Source organism: Fluviispira sanaruensis (assembly GCF_004295685.1).
GTDB classification, from domain to species: Bacteria; Bdellovibrionota_B; Oligoflexia; order Silvanigrellales; family Silvanigrellaceae; genus Silvanigrella; species Silvanigrella sanaruensis.
The window spans coordinates 2,887,480-2,906,142 of the sequence record NZ_AP019368.1 but is presented as its reverse complement, the minus strand read 5'-3'; the positions used below and the strand labels follow the sequence as shown (position 1 = coordinate 2,906,142).

Below are 18,663 nucleotides of genomic sequence, written 5' to 3'. Positions count from 1 at the left end.
TATTGTAATAAAATAATAATTATAAATAATAATGCGAATTTTCTTCATAGAAATCCAAACATTTTTTTAATCCTTCAAAGAGATTTGTTTTGCTTTCCCAACCCAATAATTTTTTTATTTTGGAATCATCTGCATAATAGTTTCCAATATCAATAGCTTTTCTATCAATGGGAAAAGGCTGTAACTCATATTTACAATTAGGATTTATACTTTGAAAAGTTTTTGCTAAATCAAGTAATGATATTTTTTCTCCACCGAGATTAAAAATTTCAGATTTATCTGAATTTGAAATTGCTGATAAAAGAAACGCATCTACCAAATCATCTATGTAAGTTAGATCTCTCACTTGTAAGCCATCACCAAAGATAATTATTGGTTTTTTTTCTATAATATTCCGTAGCCAAATATCTATAAATGTCTGTTTCGCATCTTTTATTCTTACTCTAGGACCATATGTATTAGTCAATCTTAATATAACAGATTTAATTCCATAGACATTATTATATAAAATATGATAGTTTTCTGCGGAAAATTTATTGATTCCATTTACATCTACTGGAGATATTGGATGTTCTTCGTCTACTGGCAGATAATTAGGTTTTCCATATATTTGTCTTGTACTCGCGTATATTATTTTTACATTAGGATTGAATTTTCTGCATGCTTCAAGAATATTTATTTAAGTTTCAACATTTATACTTAAGTCATTCCATGGGTCAAGCATTGACTCGATATGTCCAAGTTGACCTGCAAGATTAAATATAATATCTTGGTTTTTAATAGCGTTTCCAATTGACGTTTTGTCACGAGTGTCAGAAATATTTACCATCAGATTGGGATGAATAGGTTCTAAATTAAACTTATTAGCACCATATTGAGTGAGCATTTTGTCAAAAACAGTTACTTTTGCTTCGAGTTCTAAAAGTTTTATTGCAAGATTTGAACCAATAAATCCATATCCCCCAGTTATTAGAACATTTTTATTTTTAAAAAAATTATTATATTTCATTATATTCTCGGTTTTTTAAAAAAAAACTAAAATAATTATCTCATATATTTTAAATGCTTGCAATCTAATTTCGCATAAATTTTGTTTTCATTTCCTTAACTAGAATTCACTCCAATTTTTCATTTGTAGTATTCAATAAACCAATCTCAGTCCTGCCAATGTTGTCAATGCTATCCAAGCTAATGCAATGATACAGATAAAATGAATTTTATAAAAGAAGCGACTGTGTCTTTTAGAAAGAGTTCTAAGCGCTGCAAAAAGAACGAGGCTTCTTAATGCAATAATATTGAGTTTATATTCAGTTTGATATTCTAAGGGCAGCAGTAAAAGAATAAGAGGTAAAATGGCTAAAAGAAAGTCTGTTGGAGCAATTATGAGATATTTTCTTTTAAAGGTAAAGATAAAGAAAAATAATGTACTAAATAGCAACCAAATAAAAAGATAATTATAAGCGTGTTGTAGATTGTATTTTGTGCCAAATATTTCAATCCAAATAACGTTTGAGTTGTTTGCTATAAGTAAAACAGTAGAAGCGATGGCTATAAGAAGGGACTCAAAAAAACTATCGCTCTTTTTTATAAAAATTGTGCAGATCATAATCAATGCCATACATGCTGCAACGAGACTGATTGTTTTTGGCACGACACCGGCTAAAAAGGGTGTTGCAAGCAAAATGAGGTAAATTGTATATCTGTTAAGATGTTCCCAATATTTTAAGAAGAGAGTGATTTTGGGACCAGCGCTTGAGTTTGAAACAAGGAAAAATTTATAACTTGAAAGTTGAGTGATAAAACCATCGGTTAATTTAACAGAAAAAACAATGCAGAAGATAGATAATAACACTCCAACTATTGGAGTCCAATTTAAATTATATTGTGGATAGGCAATCGGAAGAATTCCTAATATACCGAAAAATATCATTAGAAAATAAACAATGATTACACTTTGTGCATGGGTAAAACCCATTTTAATAAGTGAGTGATGAAAATGTCTCGTGTCGGCTTTGAGCGGGTTTTTTCCTTCAATGAGTCTGAGAATAATCACATGAGCCGTATCAAAAATAGGTATTGATAAGCAGAGCAGGACACTTAAAATTGGAAAATAATTTAATTTTGTGCTATTTTCTAAAATCCATCTTGAATTATGCTCTGAAACTGTTTCGTTATTTAGTATCAGTATTAAAAAGACGCCTACCATAAAACCGAGCCAATTGCTGCCTGAATCGCCCATAAAAATGGATGATGGATGTGTGTTGTATTTTAAGAAGCCAAGAATAGCTCCGATGATGGGGATGCTAAAAACAATAATGAGATTTAAATTATGAGTGCTTAAAAAATGCAGATAGCTTAATAAAGAAATACCAATGAGGACAACACCACCTGCAAGCCCATCAAGTCCATCAACCATATTAATAGAATTGATAGATCCAATTATTATAAAAGTAGAGATTATAATGCCTAGAATATATGGAATGGTAAAAGTTATATCGCTGGAAAAAGTAATATTTTGAATTTGCAGATTTGAAAAAAAGACAACTGTCAAGGCAGTTATGGTTTGAATGCAGAGTCTTATTTTGGCTGTCAGTGTTTTAATATCATCGATAAGGCCGAGCGCAAACATTACAAATGAGCAGCAATAAATAAGTGCCATGTTGGATGGAAGTTTCCAAATAGAAACACTGATAAAAAATCCAGCTACGATTGCCACCCCGCCTAATCTTGGGATTGGTTGCGTGTGCATGCGGCGCGATTTTGTAAATGGAATATTGTTTTCGATGGAGTCAGAAGCAGTTATTTCGCCTTTATCGGGTAAGTCATAAATTTGTTTTTTCTTAGCTAAATAAATCATTAAAGGGACTAAAAGAAGAGAAAATGTAAATGATGTAAAGAAAATGAGTATAGTATATATCCCACTCAATATTTTTTCTCCTGTACAATCTTAATAATATATTTAAAATAAAAGAATGTCTCTTTCTTTTGATATACTTAAAGATATACGTTCTTTTTAAAATTTGCAAAAGAATGGTTTTAAAAAGCAAGGGCATAATTGAGTGAATTTACTTTTTACTAACTGAGTTATTATTTTTTATATAAAATCTCCACAGTTTTTCTTTTCCTGCAGATATTCCTATGCGGGGGGCAGAGATGATTTCGAAAGGTTGAAGTTTAACTGAATTTTCTAACCAAAGATTATTTTCTTTTGCCAGCAAAATACCATTTTGTTCTTTTGTGATTTCGAGGTAACGACAGAGTTTTCCAGGGCCAGCAGCTTCTTTTGCGTGGGAATGATCGGGAATTTCGAGGGCACGTATAAGTACGGCTTGGCCACTGTCTTTTTCCCCTGACACAATATTGAAGCAATAATACATGCCATAAATAAGATAAACATAGCTCATACCACCTTCTTCAAACATAGGAAGAGTGCGCTTGGTTTTACCCCGAGAAGCGTGGCAAGCAGGGTCGTCTGGCATATAAGCTTCCGTTTCGACGATGATTCCTGTTTTGCGCAGACCTTTAGAATTGACATGACAAAGCGTCATGCCAAGCAGTTTTGGGGCAAGTTCCGTGGCATTTTGTTTGAAGAAATTTCTATCTGCGAGGTTCATATTAAAGTCACTCTCAATGAGATAAATAAATATAAAAGCACATTTTTTGCAGAACGCTTTTTGTAAAAGCAAAGTTTACTGTAATAATTGCTTGAGAAAAATGCAAAGCTGTTTTAATTCTTTGCTGAACATTATGATGGAGATTAAAATGTTTAGTAACGAAAATGACCCTGATTTTCAATGGTACTTGCAATTATCGAATACTGTTCTAACTGAATGGGGCGCTACTGAAGACGATGATTTGTAATCAAAAAAAACAGATCAAGAAAAATTTGAAAATATGAAAAATAAATTTATATAATTATAAATTATTTATTAAAAAAACATACACACACGTATATCCATACCACCTTGGGTGAAATGATAAGTTTCGAGTTCTGCGCCGCGCATACATTTGCAAAAAGCGGACCAGGAGTCTTCATTTGGGCAAAGGATAAAGCCGAATAAATGCGAATTATTATTTTTTAATTTTGCTCTTATTTCGGAAACTTTTTTGCCTACATTTGCATAGAAAACAGTTGAGTCCCCTTTGTCATTTAAACGGATGCCATATGGGGGATTGAGTGGAAGAAAAACATTCCCGAAATTTTCATTTTGCAAAAGTTCATCGATGTTTAATTTTAAGAAGTTTTCGCACAATATTTTTTCGTCGATATTATTGTGTTTATGAAAACTATTAATAAATAAATCCTGCAGTGAAGTGTCGAGTTTGTTTTTGAAATTTTCAATATTTTCTAGAAATGCAATATTTGCTTGTTTTGAATTGTCAATGCTGAGAATATGGAATGGATTTTCTGCTGAGTTTAATAGGGCTAGTTTGGAAAACTCATGGGATTTTTTTAAAAGAAAAGAAAAGTTTTCTTTTCTAAATAGAGGCATTTTTTGAATTGCGTACTCTCTATTTAGTAGACAAGGGGCGTGTGCAAATTGTGATAAAAGATATTCAAAAACAAAAGTACCAGTTCCTGAAAAAGGGAGCATGAGTGTCTGCGCTTTGAGATCTGGGTTGTGTTTCTTTAGGAAGTCAAATGCTTTTGTAATTGTGCAGGCAGCCGCATCTTCGCGTAAGGGGGCGCTGGCACTTAAAGTACCACGATAGCCTCTTTTATACAGGGGCTGACCACAGAGGGATATACTGACGGTTAATTTGTCTTTGTACAGCTCTGCATAAAGAGCTGTTGTTTCGTTGGTATTTTCACCGCTAACGATTTCAAGGCATTTATCTTTTAAGATATTTGCTAAGATTTCTTTTAAGCCGCTCTCATGAAATGCTTTGCTTGCAACAGAATCGACTTTCACTTTGAGTGACATTGATTTCTGTAAATAATAATCCCAAGCAATGGATTGACAATGTTTAGCAAAAGCTTCTTTCCCAACAGCTTTTTCTTCGAGCAATAAAAGGCGAAGATCGGTGAGACAAAGACTGCGTAAGAGAATTTCGTTTAAGGCAAAAATATGCACATTTTCAATTAAAATTTCATTTTTTAAGAGCGTACATTTGCTATTAAACTTCTGTTTAAACCAAAGGCTGTTTAAAATCTCTTCGACTTCTTGTAAAGCAGTTGAGCCAAATCCCGCTGGAAAAGTTGCAATTGCTGATTGTGATTTCCCATAGATGTGCTTTTTAATTTGTTTTTCAATATTTTGCTCTTTTTCTATCTTCATCTTGATCCTATTTTTTCTTCATGGTGAAAAATATCGCAGCAAAATAGATTTTCTTGTTCACTGAGTTGATATTTAATCTCAATCTTATTTTGTTTATTTAAAAGTTTTTTAAGTGGTATTGCTATTGGGCTCCAGTGTTCACAGGCATCCGTTTCTTTAGGATTTGATGAAATTGTGATTGACTGGGTCAAATGGACTCTAAACCAAAAGATAGCAAGAATATTATCACTATCTTCTTCAATAGTAATTTCTTTTTTTCCAGAGAGAGGATGTTTCGTTAAGTCCGCACTATAAACTGGAGGTGGATCGAGACGGGTTGCGCCCAATTCACATGTTTTTGCAAGATATTTAAAATCATGTGCGTTCAATGCGATGGGGAATGAAATACAATCTAAATCGAGTTTAGTTGCGGCTGCGTGCATAAAATTATTAGTAAAATTATTCTTATCAATAACCGTTTTGAGTTTATTATATGCTTTGATTCTATGCAAAGAAGGATGGCTCTTCAATTCGATCAGATCGAAAAAGACTGTGACTTTATTTGGGATATATGTAATTTGTTTGCCAACAAAACGCGAGCCGATTTCTCTGAGAGTGGGAATCACTCCTTCCTGAAAAGGATCGTTGCCAAAAAGTTCGCTCACAACAGTCGTGATGGGATCATTTATTTCAACATCGAAACTGTTTGTGTTGTGCAAAATAAAATTCTTTGCATTTGTTTCAAGTCCGAGTTTTGTAAAGATAGGTTTGATATTTTCTGCAATCTTAGTTTCTTCTATTGCAATGACTTTTTTTGCTCCAAGCGACAGCGCTTGCGCTGAAAGCAGACCTGTGCCAGCGCCCACATCGAGAACGATAGAATGATTTGTAACGACTTTCTTTATAGCATCGTAATATGCGTTTGAGCGCATACTATCAGAGATCATAGCCCATTGAATCCAAGGGTCACCAAATCCATCCTCATGCAGATGACGAGAATTCTCAGCGCTTAAGCTGATAACAACGCCTGCGCCAATGAGATCATTTAATAATTCAGTGCATTCTTCTTTGTTTGGAATATTATTTAAAAGATTATTATATTGTTTCTTTATTTTGCTGGGAATGAGATCTACATCTGTTACTTTATTGTTGTCCGTTAAAAAACACAAAAATGTCAAAACTTCAGGAGCGACATAAAATTCGCCAGATGAACTTGAAATAGATGCATATATATTACCATCTTCTCCAATGCGAAAGCGAAGCCCTTTTGCTAAGCTAAGTTTTGTCGTTTGGTGTTTTGTGCTTTGTTTGGACATTGTAACCCTTTTTGAGTTAGAAGGTGATTCTAAAAATACGCGACGACAGGTTGTCGCATGGGAAGGTATAAAAATGCAAACGAAAAATATTCTTGAAGCTATTGGAAGAACTCCTTTGGTAAAAATTAACCATCTCTTTAAAAAAGAAGGGGTGGAGGTCTATGCAAAATGTGAGTTTTTAAATCCAGGCGGGTCGGTAAAAGATAGAATTGGTTATCAAATGGTTTTGGATGCCCAAAATTCCGGAAGAATAAAACCAGGTGATATTTTAATTGAACCTACGAGCGGGAATACAGGTATTGGCATAGCGTTGGCAGGAGCTGTGCTCGGTTATAAAGTTATTATTACTTTACCAGAGAAAATGAGTAAAGAAAAACAAGTTGTGCTTGCAGCTCTAGGTGCAGAAATAATAAGAACACCAACGGAAGCTGCGTATGATGCGCCAGAAAGTCATATTTCGGTGGCCAATCGTTTGGCGAAAGAGTTACCAAATGCGCATGTCCTCGATCAGTATGCCAATCCATCAAATTGTGATGCGCACTACAAATTTACGGCACAAGAAATTATCGATGATCTTGGCATGGTGCCCGATTATTTGGTAGCAGGGGCGGGAACAGGTGGAACAATAACTGGGATAGCTAAAAAATTTAAAGAGTTAAAGCCTAGTTGCCAAATTGTCGGCTGTGACCCCGTGGGCAGTATTTTAGGGGGGGGCACTGAAGTAGGAACTTATCAAGTTGAAGGTATTGGCTATGATTTTTTCCCAAAAGTTTTGGATTGCAATCTGATCGACAAATGGATAAAAACGACTGATGAACCAAGTTTTGTTTGGGCGCGTAGGGCAATTCGTGAAGAAGGCTTTTTGTGTGGTGGCAGTTCAGGAACAGCCTTATTTGGTGTGAATGAAATTCTTGCTGATGTCCCTAAGGGCTCTAAAATTGTGGTCATTCTTCCAGATGGAATTCGCAATTATATGACAAAACTGATGGACAACGATTGGCTGTCTAAATTGAATTTTAAAAAAGCAATTATAGCAAATAATAAATTTTCTAAATAAAATTTATGAAGAGAATAGGAAAATTATGAAAGCAAAATTGCTTTTATTTACTAAAATAAAATTATCTGACAGTGCATTCAAGGTCATGTTTGCACTGCTAGATAATAAAATTGTCGAAGTTTCCTTGGATAAAAATGAATTAAAAGGAATTTTTAAGAAAAATAAACTCATACGGCATGATAAATTTGACTGGCATATAAACAAGAATGTGAATACAAAATATTTACTCGAAATTATTGTAAAAAGCGAAGACGGATTGCCATTAGTATTGCATTTATTGGATGAGAAAATGCCATTAAATTGGTATGTTTTTCCGAAAGCTGTAAAATTATTGAACGATGGAGGAGAGAAAAACTTTCTTCAACTTGCTGTTCAATATATTTCCAATGGTGGAATAGACGACAGTGTCATTGCGGCAGATTATGATGAAGAGTTTATTAGAACTTTGCAAAAAAAATTAACAGATGAAGGTGACTGATCTTACAGAATATAGGATTGCTCTTTAATTATAGCATTATCACCATTGCAATATGAAATATTCTCAGTTAATCTTCTCTTGGTTTGTTTATTTGTTTTTTATTTTTATAAAAATGGTTAGAAAATGAAATTTATTTCTAAAAAAGGCTTAACAATATTTGCATCTACTTTCCTTTTCTTTGTCCCAAGTTGGCAAACAGCGCAGGCGCAATGTGAAGTAGGTCCCATTCTTTTTCGTGACACCCTTTTTGGTGCAGGAATTGGAGCGGGAGTTGGAGCTTTGGTTTTAATTGCCAGCGAAACGTCTGACAAGGTGCCTGCAAAAATAGCAACAGCAACTTTGATTGGTGCAGGGTTAGGTGTTATGGTCGGTGTGATTGAACTCTCTTTTTCAGACTGCAGTTCGGGCAATCGACACATAAATAAATTCGATCAACCTGGATTTCATGCTGAGCCTCTCTTCACCTATGTGCCAAAACCGAATTTTTATGGAAATAATCCTAGTGAATCCGAAAACTCTATTGATATCGGAGATCTTAAAAAGATGACAATGGGCCTAAAACTTCAATACACATTTGATAATTAAAAATAGTAATTTACTTTCTCAAAGCAATTTCTTTTTGAAGCAATCCCATCACCATTTTCCCATCGCAGGTGGGAAAATTTTGTTTTAAATCTTTCATAATAAGACCCATATTTATTTTTTCTTCTTTGGGCACTGAGTTTATTTTATCTTTGATAATATTTATCAATTCATCTTCACTTGGTGCTTTAGGCATATACCTTTCGACAATCTGCAATTCTTTTTCTATCTGGACTTGCTTTTCACTTCCTTTTGGGAACATTTCAAGGGAATCTAGAAGTTGTTTACGATATGTCAAAACAGAGTCAAACTCAGGAACAGGTTTTGCAGCTGTTTCTCCATATTGAATAGCACTGATCAACATACGAACAACTGCTAAAACTTCTTTATTTTGTTCTTTAAGCGCGACTTTAAGATCTTCCTTTAGTTTCTCTTTTAATGAACTCATCTTTTTTCCTTTACTTTGTTTTAAACACCCATACGCCATTCCAGTTTTTATCGACACCTTCTTTTTTAAGATATTGGCAGCGTTCGATAAATTCTAAGCTTGGAGGGTCTTCAGCCTTTATTTTTAAGGCATTTTTAAATTGAGCAATTGCTTCATTCCACTTTTGGGCACGATATAAACTCAAGGCGCTTTCATATGCATGAATGAGTTCTTTTATCTGCTCTCTTTCTGATGCTTGAAAACGCATGACTTCAAAAATACGGACGGGCTCATTTTTCCCTTTAACTTGAATAATATCAAGCTCTCGCAAAAGGAATTTTTCAGGATTTTTTAGACTATTTTTTGTAAACTCCGAACAAATAATTCGTGTTCCATAGTTCTTATTAATCCCTTCAAGGCGAGCTCCTAAATTGACTGCGTCGCCAAGCACAGTGTAGTCAAAGCGTTGATCGCTCCCCATGTTTCCAACTACCATATCGCCCGTATTAAGGCCAATTCCTATATCGAGAAAGGGCAGCCCTTCGCTGGCCCATTTTTTTTGTAAATTCTCAAGTTCATCGAGCATCTTGAGACTTGAAACAACTGCCCGATCAGGATGGTCTTCGATTGGTATAGGAGCCCCCCAAACGGCCATAACAGCATCGCCTATATATTTGTCAAGAAGTCCATTTGAATCAAGGATTATTTTTGTCATTGGTGTGAAATATTCATTTAAGAGAGAGGTCAGTTTTTCGGGGGTGAGGGATTCGCTAATGGTTGTGAACCCTCTTACGTCTGAGAAAAAAACAGTTAGGTTCTTTTTTTCCCCACCGAGTTTGAGTTTATCGGGTTGCTCCATAAGCTGATTTATAACAGCGGGATTTAAGTAATATTGAAATGCACTTCTCACTTTTTTCTTTTCGCGTTCTTCTGTAAAATACTTAAAAATAGTTATACCAAAATAAATTGAAATACTTTGCAAATAAAACATTCCTACATAAAACCAATTTCCTTTGCCAAATAAGAAGTATTTATCAATTAAATAGAATGAAATAAGTATAGTCCCTACAAAAATAGCTGACTTTATCGCGCTCATATGTTTTAATATAAAGGAAAAAACAATGCCGGATACTATTAAAAGTGCAATTTCTAAAAAAGGGGCTGAGAGCGGCCTTTTCATAAAATTTTGCGTTAAAATATTTTCAATAACTGTAACGTGATGGCCTACTCCATCGAAATTTTCATCAAATGGAGAGGGGCGTTTGTCATTTGTACCTGTAGCCGTTCCTCCATAGACGAGAATAGGTGGGACATTTTTTGGGATTTTATTTTCATAGGCATCTTGTAATGACAATTGAGGCAATTGCTCAAACTCACCATAGTGATTGATTAGAAGTTTGCCTTGTCCATCATAAAATAATGGGATTTTTATTTGCGGTTTCTTACTATCGCTAGGATATAGTTCAATGCTTTCAATGCCTAACTCATCGAAGTGGACGACAATTCCACTTTCCAAATAATTTGCCGCAAGAGAGAGTCCTAAACTCGGAACAACGATGGCATTTCCGTGAGAAATACCTTTACTATCAGTGGGTTCAATTGCTTTGACCAAAGCAGCTTTTCGGATCAGGCCGTCCGATTCAGATTGGTTGTTTGCAAAGCCAACATAGCGTGATTTGCCAGCAATAACTTCTGTGTTTGTGACTACGCCGTAACTCATTAATTCTTTATATTGATTTATTTTTTTACCTGCTGGAAAATCGACAAAATCGATAGCTGAATTTTTTAAACGATTAAAACTTGCGAGCCAATCATATTGAGAATTTAAGAGTTGGGACTTGTGATCAATAAAGTAAAACCCTTGAGTGATAGATTTAAAATCTTCTATACCCCTCCCTAACGAAAAATCACCAGGACTATTGTTCATCAATTTGTACAAAGTGTTTTCATACTCTTTAGAGTTTAAATGCTTTTCTAAATAAATTTGTTTTAGATTCAATAGACTTTCATCCAGAAACCTTCTTTGCGGTTCACTAAAAAAGACATCAAAACCAATCCATTTGACTCCCGCATTTTTTAAATTTTGCAGTACTTTTTCATAAATATCCCTTGGGAATGGCCAACGACCAAACTTTTCAATACTTTTATCATCTGCTGTCAATGTTCCCACTACCCCAGTTAACTTGATCGGTCCTCTGATTTTAAAACGAACGTCGTAGAGTTCTCGTTCCAATTGTCCAACGAGATCTAAAGCATTTTTAGGTAGAGAATAGTGTCTAAGCAAAAGGAACAAACATATAAAACAGATGAATAAACCTGTCTTAAAAGATGTTGGCATTAAGAAAAAGTGGAGAATCTTCTTTTTAGTAAAAAGCCTACGCTTATTTTTTTCCATAAAAAGTCCTTTTTATAATATATTATATTATTTTTTATTTAAAAAATTTCATGTGGGTAATTTTGTTTTAACTTGCCAAAAGTAAGATTTCATCTAGAACTGAGGGCGCCGAAGAATTCATTTTAGCTTTAACATCCATATTGAGCTTAATTGGGTGAACATTTGTTTTTTTAATTTTAATTTGCTGCTTTTTATCATTTAAAATATCGTTATATAGAGAAGATATTTTGCTAATAAACTGACGAGATTGTTTTGTTCTTGTACTTATTAATATATCAATTATAATGTCTCCTGCTGCCAAATATATATCTTTTTTATGATTTTTTATAGATTCTAAATGATTTAAAATAATATCCATCAAGCTTGTTGTGAGTTTAGCATGATTAATGGCAAATGCTTTTTTAAGTAGAAATGAAACATGTATGGTAATATTTTTATAATCATCTTGATCATTTAATGGAGATTTTAAAAATTGATTTAAGAGCTTAATAAATTCATCTGGGTTTTTTAACATCTGCGCTTGCAAAACAGACTGAGTCATTTCAGCAATAAATGCAGATCCACCTAGAAAAACAGTTAAATGTTCTTTTAGAAAGTAGAAAGCAGTTTTATTTCTTTCTGGATTCATAAAGTATTTGTTAAAAACACTCTCAAGTAAACTTTCGCCAAAACGAGATAATATTTTTTGGAGATATAATTGAGGCTTAGTATCAATTCGAGTTAAATAATAAACAAGACCGATACGAATTTCTTCATTATTGACATTACTTCTTGCAAGTAAATTAGAAGTGATATATTTAATAACATGCTGGGTGTGTTCCGAGTTAAATTCATTCTTAAGATGAAATTTGTCGAGCTTAATGCCTAATTCAATTATTAATGCTAAAGAATGAGCAGCTATCAGGCTATTATTTGATGAAAAATCATATTCATGATCCATGATTGAAAATAAAGTTTGACATATTTTTTCAATAAAATGCATGTTAGAAACTTCTTCCAGAAGTAAATCTATTAATTTATTATTATGTTGAAATTCTTTTTCAAAACTTGAGATAAGACAAAATGAGAAAAGTTGATCATAAATAGGTTCTTCTAAAGTGAACTTATTTTGCAGTTGAGATGCGGTAAACTCGATTAATTTATTTTTTTGATCAAATGTTAGAGAATTATATTTATCATGAATAAATTCGATATTATCCAATTTCTTGAGTTCATTCTTATTTAAACTTTTTTCCAGAATAAAAATTCTTAATGTGGACAATGGGTCCTCTTTTAAGTGTATTTCAATTTTTTTAACCATTTAGGCCTCCCTGGGTCGGTCCAAATAGATTGTGTAAGAGTTAGATAAAATAGCGCAGTGCATGAGCAAATCAGAATCTTATACTCTTTAAATAATTGTATCGGATGAGATTGATAAAATATGAATTTATAATTAAAAAATCAATAGTTACAATGTCTTGTTGTCTTGGGTAGGGAAGGTTTTTCATAAAATTAAATAAATTATTATATAAAATATATACTTATGTAAATTTGTAAGAAAAAAATAATTAACTTAATATTAATTTTTAATAAAATTAAAATATTAATAAATATAAATAAAAATTATTTTTAAAAGTACGAAAGTACTTGAAAATTGATAATTTGTATTATACATGAACTTTTCTGTTAAATTTTTTTATAATAGGGAAATATAATATAAATAATTTTGTATTTCCCTAATAATATTTTTTCGCAAAATTTAAAGGATTTTTAAATGAAAGTTAAATCTTATTACGTAGTCATTTTGCTTTTTTGTTTCTTTTTAAATTCATGCAAATTAAATAATTTGCATAGTGAATTATCTAACGGAGAGCTTTCTTTAGTAGGATTATCGTTTCAGGCGCAGATCAGAAATATTGCTAAAAATAACTTTGTGCTTGAAGGATTTTATGGAGACGGATGTAAGAAAAGCGCACGCGGACAAGTATGGAAACTCTTTGGGGGAAATCAAATTCATGAGCATTCTCTCTCCTTAAACAGTGGTGATACAAATTGTAATATTTTTCTGACTAAATTGTATGTAATTTTAAACAATGTAAATAATGAATATAATATAATAAATAATGGTGAAAACAAATATCTTTTGACAGAATATTATTCTAATAAATTTTTGGAAATAAAAAAATTACGAAATTCACAAGGTAACTTGGACGATAAAATATACATTAGGGTGAAAATTAAAAAAGGTGATTTGTTTTTACCTCCAACTATCCATCTTCAATTGGGCAGAATGAAAGAATTTGACTATAGCATTCAAGGGAAAAATATTAAGATAGATTATTCAATTAAATATCCGATAAAAGAATTGGCACATGAAGCTATTTATCGCGTGTATCCGTTTGAAAATGGTGTCTATGCTGTAGGTTATAAAACCACATATGATTATCAAACTAAAAGTCAAGGAGGATTATTTTACACAAATGATTTTTTAATAAGTGATTTTAAAAAGGTAGAATCAATAAAGAGTTATGATGTGCGATATATGGTCTTTGATAGTGAGTTTATTTATGCGGCAAGCTATCGTGATGAAGGTGGTGGTGGTGGGTTATATTATGCTTCTTATGATGATAATCTGAACTTTAAAATGGTGCAGGATCCACTCATCCTAAATAAAAAAATAACAAGGGTAGCTGTTTCGGGTAAAAATATTTATGTTGTAACAAATGAAAATTCTTTTTATTTTACAACAGAAGGTGTCAATGGGGTCTTTAGAGAAATAGTTATACCTAACATTCATATAAATTCTTTACATATATCTGAAAATAATGTTATAATAACTACAGAAAAAAATTTATACTACACAAATGATTTAACAAGTGGAAAATTTTATAAAAATAATTATGAATTACAAGACAATTATGTGAGTGAAATCGCAGTCGCTAAGAATATAATTATTTTGGGTGGAAAAAATGGTATTTATATTTCGAAAGAAGGTCTTGAAGGAGAATTTATTCCTCAGCAAGAATTGCAAGGCAGTGAAATTTACAATTTATTTTTACAGGGAAATTATATTTATGCATCTATTCTTTGTAAAAATTGTGGATATAATCTCCGAAATAATTTAATAAGTGAAAAAAATAAAAATATAGTTCACTCTGATGGTATATATCAAGCAGATATAAATGAAAGTCCGATAGTCTTTCGAAATACTGCACATTTGTCGCTCCCTATGAGTTTCTCTATGTTTAAGGACAAAGCACTGGTTTCCAATCCTTCGGGACTTTTCTATTATGAGGATTCAAATTAATTAAACGAAGTATTGCGCTCATTGTATTTAAGGATTCAATTTTGTTGTATAAAATAATATTATTTATTCCTTTAATAAAAATGAAGTGCCTGCCGATAAAGTATAGAACATCATTATGTTGAAGGATTATGTATGTTTGAGCGGTATGGCATAAGAGTTAAAATTTTATTAAATTGTCTTCTATCAGTCATTATATTTTTTGTCTTTTTAGTCTGGCTCAGTAATTTTTATTGGAATGTCCTTATCGATACACGAAAAGAGCGATTAAAAAATATCATAGATATCAGCTATACCTTAGCAAAAGGATACATAGACTCAGAAAAAAAAGGTTTAATATCGCGCGAAGAAGCGCAAAAGAGGATGATTGAAAATATAAAATCTATCCGCTATTCAGAAACAGAATATATTTTTATTTCCACTACGAACAGTTTTTTGGTCGTGAATCCATCAAGACCTGATGTCTATATGAAAGATATGTCTGAATTTAAAGACTCAACCGGTTTTAAAACATATTCTAAAATATCAGAAGTTGCGAAAACAAAAGGTGAGGGATTTATTAGTTATATGTCACCTAAATTAGGCTCATCCGAGGCAATTGAAAAACTTACATTTGTAAAACTCATACCTGAATGGAATTGGATTTTAGGCACTGGATTATTTTTAGACGATGTTGTTGAAATTCTCAAGAAATTTATTGAGATACTTTTAATTTCTTGTATATTATGCACTGCCGCACTTATCTCTCTTGGGCTTTATTTTGCAAATTCTGTGGTAAAACCATTGATGAAAGTAAGTAATATTCTGATGAAAAACTCTGAGGCGCTCTCCCATAAAAGTAAATTTTTAAGTGAATCAAGTCAAAGAGTACAAAGTTTTTCGAAAGATCAAGAGGCTTCCATTCAATCTACGGCTTCTGCAATTTCTGAAATAACAAGTATGATTGCTAAAACAACTGAGTTTTCAATGGATTCAGCAAGATCGGCAAATGATATCTCGAAAAAGGTTGAGCAAGGTGAATACTCTATCAAAAGCATGCAAGACTCAATGAAGCGAATTAAAGAATCGAGTTTTAAATTAAAAAATATTGAAAAAATATTTAATGAAATTGAAATTAAAACTAAGGATATAAAGAGGATTGTTGCTAAAACCGAGTTGCTTTCCTTAAACGCATCTATAGAAGCTGCGCGAGCGGGCGATACGGGTAAAGGCTTCTCAGTTGTGGCTCTAGAAGTGGGAAATCTAGCTCAAATGAGCGGTAAGGCTTCCAACGAAATTCAACATCTCTTGAATCGGAGCCGGAAAGATGTGGATGGAATTCTGCAGGAAACCATTGAAAATGTTGGAGAAGGAGAGCTAAGAACATCTACAGTTTCTGATTCCTTCCCTGATATTGTAAATGGAATTTTGAGTATAAACACGCAAATGGGGCAAATTTCTGATGCTATTAAAGAGCAAGAAATTGGTGTAAGGCAGATTTCTACAGCAATGAGCCAATTAAACGATTTGGCATTAAAAAACAGTGGTGAGTCAGATAAATCATTAAGAGCAACCGAAGATATCGCAAAAGTCAGTGAAGTTTTAAAAGACAATATTGAAACATCAAATCTTGTGATCCAAGGAGCAAAAAAGAAGAGTTAAATATAATTTATTTTTGTTTTACAATGCATATTTAATATTTTTTACCATAAACTAAGTATTTTATTTCATTCATACTGAGGGCAATGCGATTGCTATCTTGTTCAACCGTTTTAGCTGTTGCAAGTGCTTTATCTGCAGAATCGCTATTTTCTTTGGTGACCATGCTGAGTAAGTTGGTTGCCTCGGTGGTGGTTTCAACTCCAATTTTTTGTTCATTCGTTGCTTCATTGATAGAATCAACTCTCTGTTTAATTTCTTCTATTTTTTCAGATATGCCTTTAAATATTGTGACTGCAAGTTTACTTGCTTCAATGCCTTCAACCACTTTGAGTTTTGTTTCTTCAATAATACTATCAACTTTTGATGCACTGGAAGCAATGAGTGTTTCGATTTCATTTGCGGCATTTCCACTTGTTTTGGCAAGATTTCCGACTTCTTCCGCAACCACAGCAAAACCTTTTCCGTACTCTCCTGCGCGCGCTGCTTCTATGGAAGCATTGAGTGATAGGAGCTCAGTTTTTGTTACGATATCGTTTATAAGTGAGGTTTTTGTATTTATTTGATTGATGATTTTTCGGATTTCTTCAAGGGAAGTATTGGTTTCTTCTATCTTAATGACAGCTTTCTCCATTCTTTCCATTGCTTGGTTGCCTTCTTGGGCTTCATTCGAAACATTGGTGGCAGTGATTTTTGACCCTTGGACATTTTCGACTGTGCGTTTGATCATAGCTAAAATTTGTGTCAAGGAGGCTGACGATTGTTCCTGAGATTGTGATTGTTTTACAGCATTGGCCGCTACTTTATCAAAGAGTTTTGTAAGCTCTTTTGATGATTTTAAAATAGATTCTGAAGTGATCCCAAGCCTGCGAGCAACTTCGGCGAACTTTCGTGAAAGCCCTAAAGAAAGATAGAGAGCGAATACTAAGGAAATGAGCCATACCGATGAAATGATAACAACTGTGTAAAGAGTCTGTCTGTTATTTGCGCCAAAAATATCATCGACTGGAATACTGATCACGAGTGTCCAATTAATACTGGGAATAAATTTTTTGTTTTTAATATGATCAAATGCAAGATAGGTATCTCTTTTTGATAATTTGTCATAATAATATGAAGATCCGCTTTTATTGTTAAGTGCATCTTTTACGGAGTCGGATTCAATAAGCATTTTTGCTTTTTCTGAGGCATAGCTAGGATCAAGCGCTTTGCCTTTCTCGAAACTCTCACGGGTAAAATCAGCGAGAAGGTCACCTTTTTTGTTTAACAGCAAAATATCGAGTCGAATGGCGCTAAATTGTCGAGCCTGCTCAAATTCGGTGGAGACTTCACTCCCAACCCAAGAAAAATTTGCGCGATTGGTTATGACGCCAATTTTTTTCCCCGCTGTGTTTTTAACAACAGTGCTAAAGCTAGTGGTGAACTCTTTTCTACCATAGGCTTCTTCAATAAGATTATCAGTCTGAGCATCTTCAAAAAAAGTTCCATCAAAGCCATTTGTTTTGTCAACAGTAAATTTTTCATCAATAGCATTTTTAAACCATTCTGTATTAGCAAAGTTTTGCTTTGATAATTTTGTTAGATTGAGCATCTCATCTTTAGGCCCTTTGCTATTTGATGCAATGTAGTTTCCATTTGTATCAACAAAAAGAATGAAATCATATATTCCATACATTCTAACGTACTCATTGAATACTTTTGTCATGTCATCAATTCTATTTGTTTGTAAAATCGTATTAACTGCAAATGCTTGAACATCACCATAGCGTTCATAGAACTGTGCCGAGATAGATTTATCGATGGCAGAAGTTGATTTATTAATATAATTTTGGATAGCTTCTTGATTTCTAATATTATTATTTATGAGTGCAATTGTTATTATGATAAATGCAATTATCGTAATACCAAATATGCCAGTGAAGATAACTTTAGCTTTTAAGCTAAATCTATCAAGTAAGTTATTAATTTTTTCTAAAGCCATAGCTAAGCCTTATTTATATTTTGAGTATTCATAAATCTTCAGATCTTCAAAGTATCAGAAAATTCAATTTTTCGTAATAGCTAAAGCAATTGGATGTTCTTTTTCTGACTCTCTGAGATACTAAATTTTGAATATCTTGAAATGTTAATTAATTTAATGATTAAAACAATATGAATAAAAAATTAACATAATTCTTATTTTTATTTTGATTAAATAAGAAAATAAATTATTATTATTTAATTTATTTT

Annotated in this window: 13 protein-coding genes and 1 pseudogene; 5 read left to right on the top strand and 9 right to left on the bottom strand. The window is 32.7% G+C overall.

The genetic code is table 11. The annotated features are described in order from the left end of the window. Nucleotides 1-19 precede the first annotated feature (19 nt). The 5 genes and pseudogenes from EZS29_RS12155 to EZS29_RS12135 form a co-directional block, all read right to left on the bottom strand. A pseudogene (locus EZS29_RS12155) lies at nt 20-1,009 on the bottom strand (NAD-dependent epimerase/dehydratase family protein). A gap of 132 nt (nt 1,010-1,141) precedes the next feature. Next, nucleotides 1,142-2,926 carry a glycosyltransferase family 4 protein gene (locus EZS29_RS12150; RefSeq protein ID WP_130611054.1) on the bottom strand — a complete coding sequence of 595 codons (1,785 nt, stop codon included), beginning with the start codon at nt 2,924-2,926 and terminating at the stop codon, nt 1,142-1,144. A gap of 139 nt (nt 2,927-3,065) precedes the next feature. Beyond that, nucleotides 3,066-3,614 (bottom strand): DNA-3-methyladenine glycosylase, encoded by a 549-nt coding sequence (locus EZS29_RS12145; RefSeq protein WP_130611051.1) that lies wholly within the window; start codon nt 3,612-3,614, stop codon nt 3,066-3,068. Nucleotides 3,615-3,929: 315 nt separating this feature from the next. Next, entirely contained in the window at nt 3,930-5,279 is a 1,350-nt protein-coding gene (locus EZS29_RS12140; RefSeq protein WP_130611048.1) for a THUMP domain-containing protein, read from the bottom strand. After that, nucleotides 5,276-6,574: an RsmD family RNA methyltransferase gene (locus EZS29_RS12135; protein WP_130611045.1), complete on the bottom strand. Its 1,299-nt coding sequence runs from the start codon at nt 6,572-6,574 to the stop codon at nt 5,276-5,278. The genes EZS29_RS12140 and EZS29_RS12135 overlap by 4 nt, the downstream gene beginning before the upstream one ends. Before the next feature lie 73 nt (nt 6,575-6,647). Here EZS29_RS12135 and EZS29_RS12130 point away from each other — a divergent pair, with 73 nt between their 5' ends. The 3 genes from EZS29_RS12130 to EZS29_RS12120 all read left to right on the top strand — a co-directional run bounded on the left by EZS29_RS12130 (nt 6,648) and on the right by EZS29_RS12120 (nt 8,694). After that, a complete protein-coding gene (locus tag EZS29_RS12130) occupies nt 6,648-7,631 on the top strand; it encodes a pyridoxal-phosphate dependent enzyme (protein WP_130611042.1) in 984 nt (327 codons plus the stop codon). 25 nt (nt 7,632-7,656) lie between these two features. After that, nucleotides 7,657-8,109: a hypothetical protein gene (locus tag EZS29_RS12125; RefSeq protein ID WP_130611039.1), complete on the top strand. Its 453-nt coding sequence runs from the start codon at nt 7,657-7,659 to the stop codon at nt 8,107-8,109. A 123-nt stretch (nt 8,110-8,232) separates the two neighbouring features. Continuing rightward, nucleotides 8,233-8,694, top strand: coding sequence for a hypothetical protein (locus tag EZS29_RS12120; protein WP_130611036.1), 462 nt, complete (start codon nt 8,233-8,235; stop codon nt 8,692-8,694). Nucleotides 8,695-8,704: 10 nt separating this feature from the next. Here EZS29_RS12120 and EZS29_RS12115 read toward each other — a convergent pair whose 3' ends face one another. The 3 genes from EZS29_RS12115 to EZS29_RS12105 all read right to left on the bottom strand — a co-directional run bounded on the left by EZS29_RS12115 (nt 8,705) and on the right by EZS29_RS12105 (nt 12,813). Further along, on the bottom strand, nt 8,705-9,139 hold the full coding sequence (locus EZS29_RS12115; RefSeq protein WP_172603927.1) for a GatB/YqeY domain-containing protein: 435 nt from the start codon (nt 9,137-9,139) through the stop codon (nt 8,705-8,707). A gap of 10 nt (nt 9,140-9,149) precedes the next feature. After that, entirely contained in the window at nt 9,150-11,513 is a 2,364-nt protein-coding gene (locus EZS29_RS12110; protein WP_130611030.1) for an adenylate/guanylate cyclase domain-containing protein, read from the bottom strand. Nucleotides 11,514-11,580: 67 nt separating this feature from the next. Continuing rightward, entirely contained in the window at nt 11,581-12,813 is a 1,233-nt protein-coding gene (locus tag EZS29_RS12105; RefSeq protein WP_130611027.1) for a thiaminase II/PqqC family protein, read from the bottom strand. 453 nt (nt 12,814-13,266) lie between these two features. Here EZS29_RS12105 and EZS29_RS12100 point away from each other — a divergent pair, with 453 nt between their 5' ends. Next, nucleotides 13,267-14,799, top strand: a complete 1,533-nt coding sequence (locus EZS29_RS12100; protein WP_130611024.1) for a beta propeller repeat protein — start codon at nt 13,267-13,269, stop codon at nt 14,797-14,799. A 132-nt stretch (nt 14,800-14,931) separates the two neighbouring features. Beyond that, nucleotides 14,932-16,437, top strand: a complete 1,506-nt coding sequence (locus EZS29_RS12095) for a methyl-accepting chemotaxis protein (RefSeq protein WP_130611021.1) — start codon at nt 14,932-14,934, stop codon at nt 16,435-16,437. Nucleotides 16,438-16,468: 31 nt separating this feature from the next. Here EZS29_RS12095 and EZS29_RS12090 read toward each other — a convergent pair whose 3' ends face one another. After that, complete coding sequence (locus tag EZS29_RS12090; RefSeq protein ID WP_130611018.1) at nt 16,469-18,415, bottom strand: methyl-accepting chemotaxis protein; 1,947 nt, start codon at nt 18,413-18,415, stop codon at nt 16,469-16,471. Nucleotides 18,416-18,663: the final 248 nt, after the last annotated feature.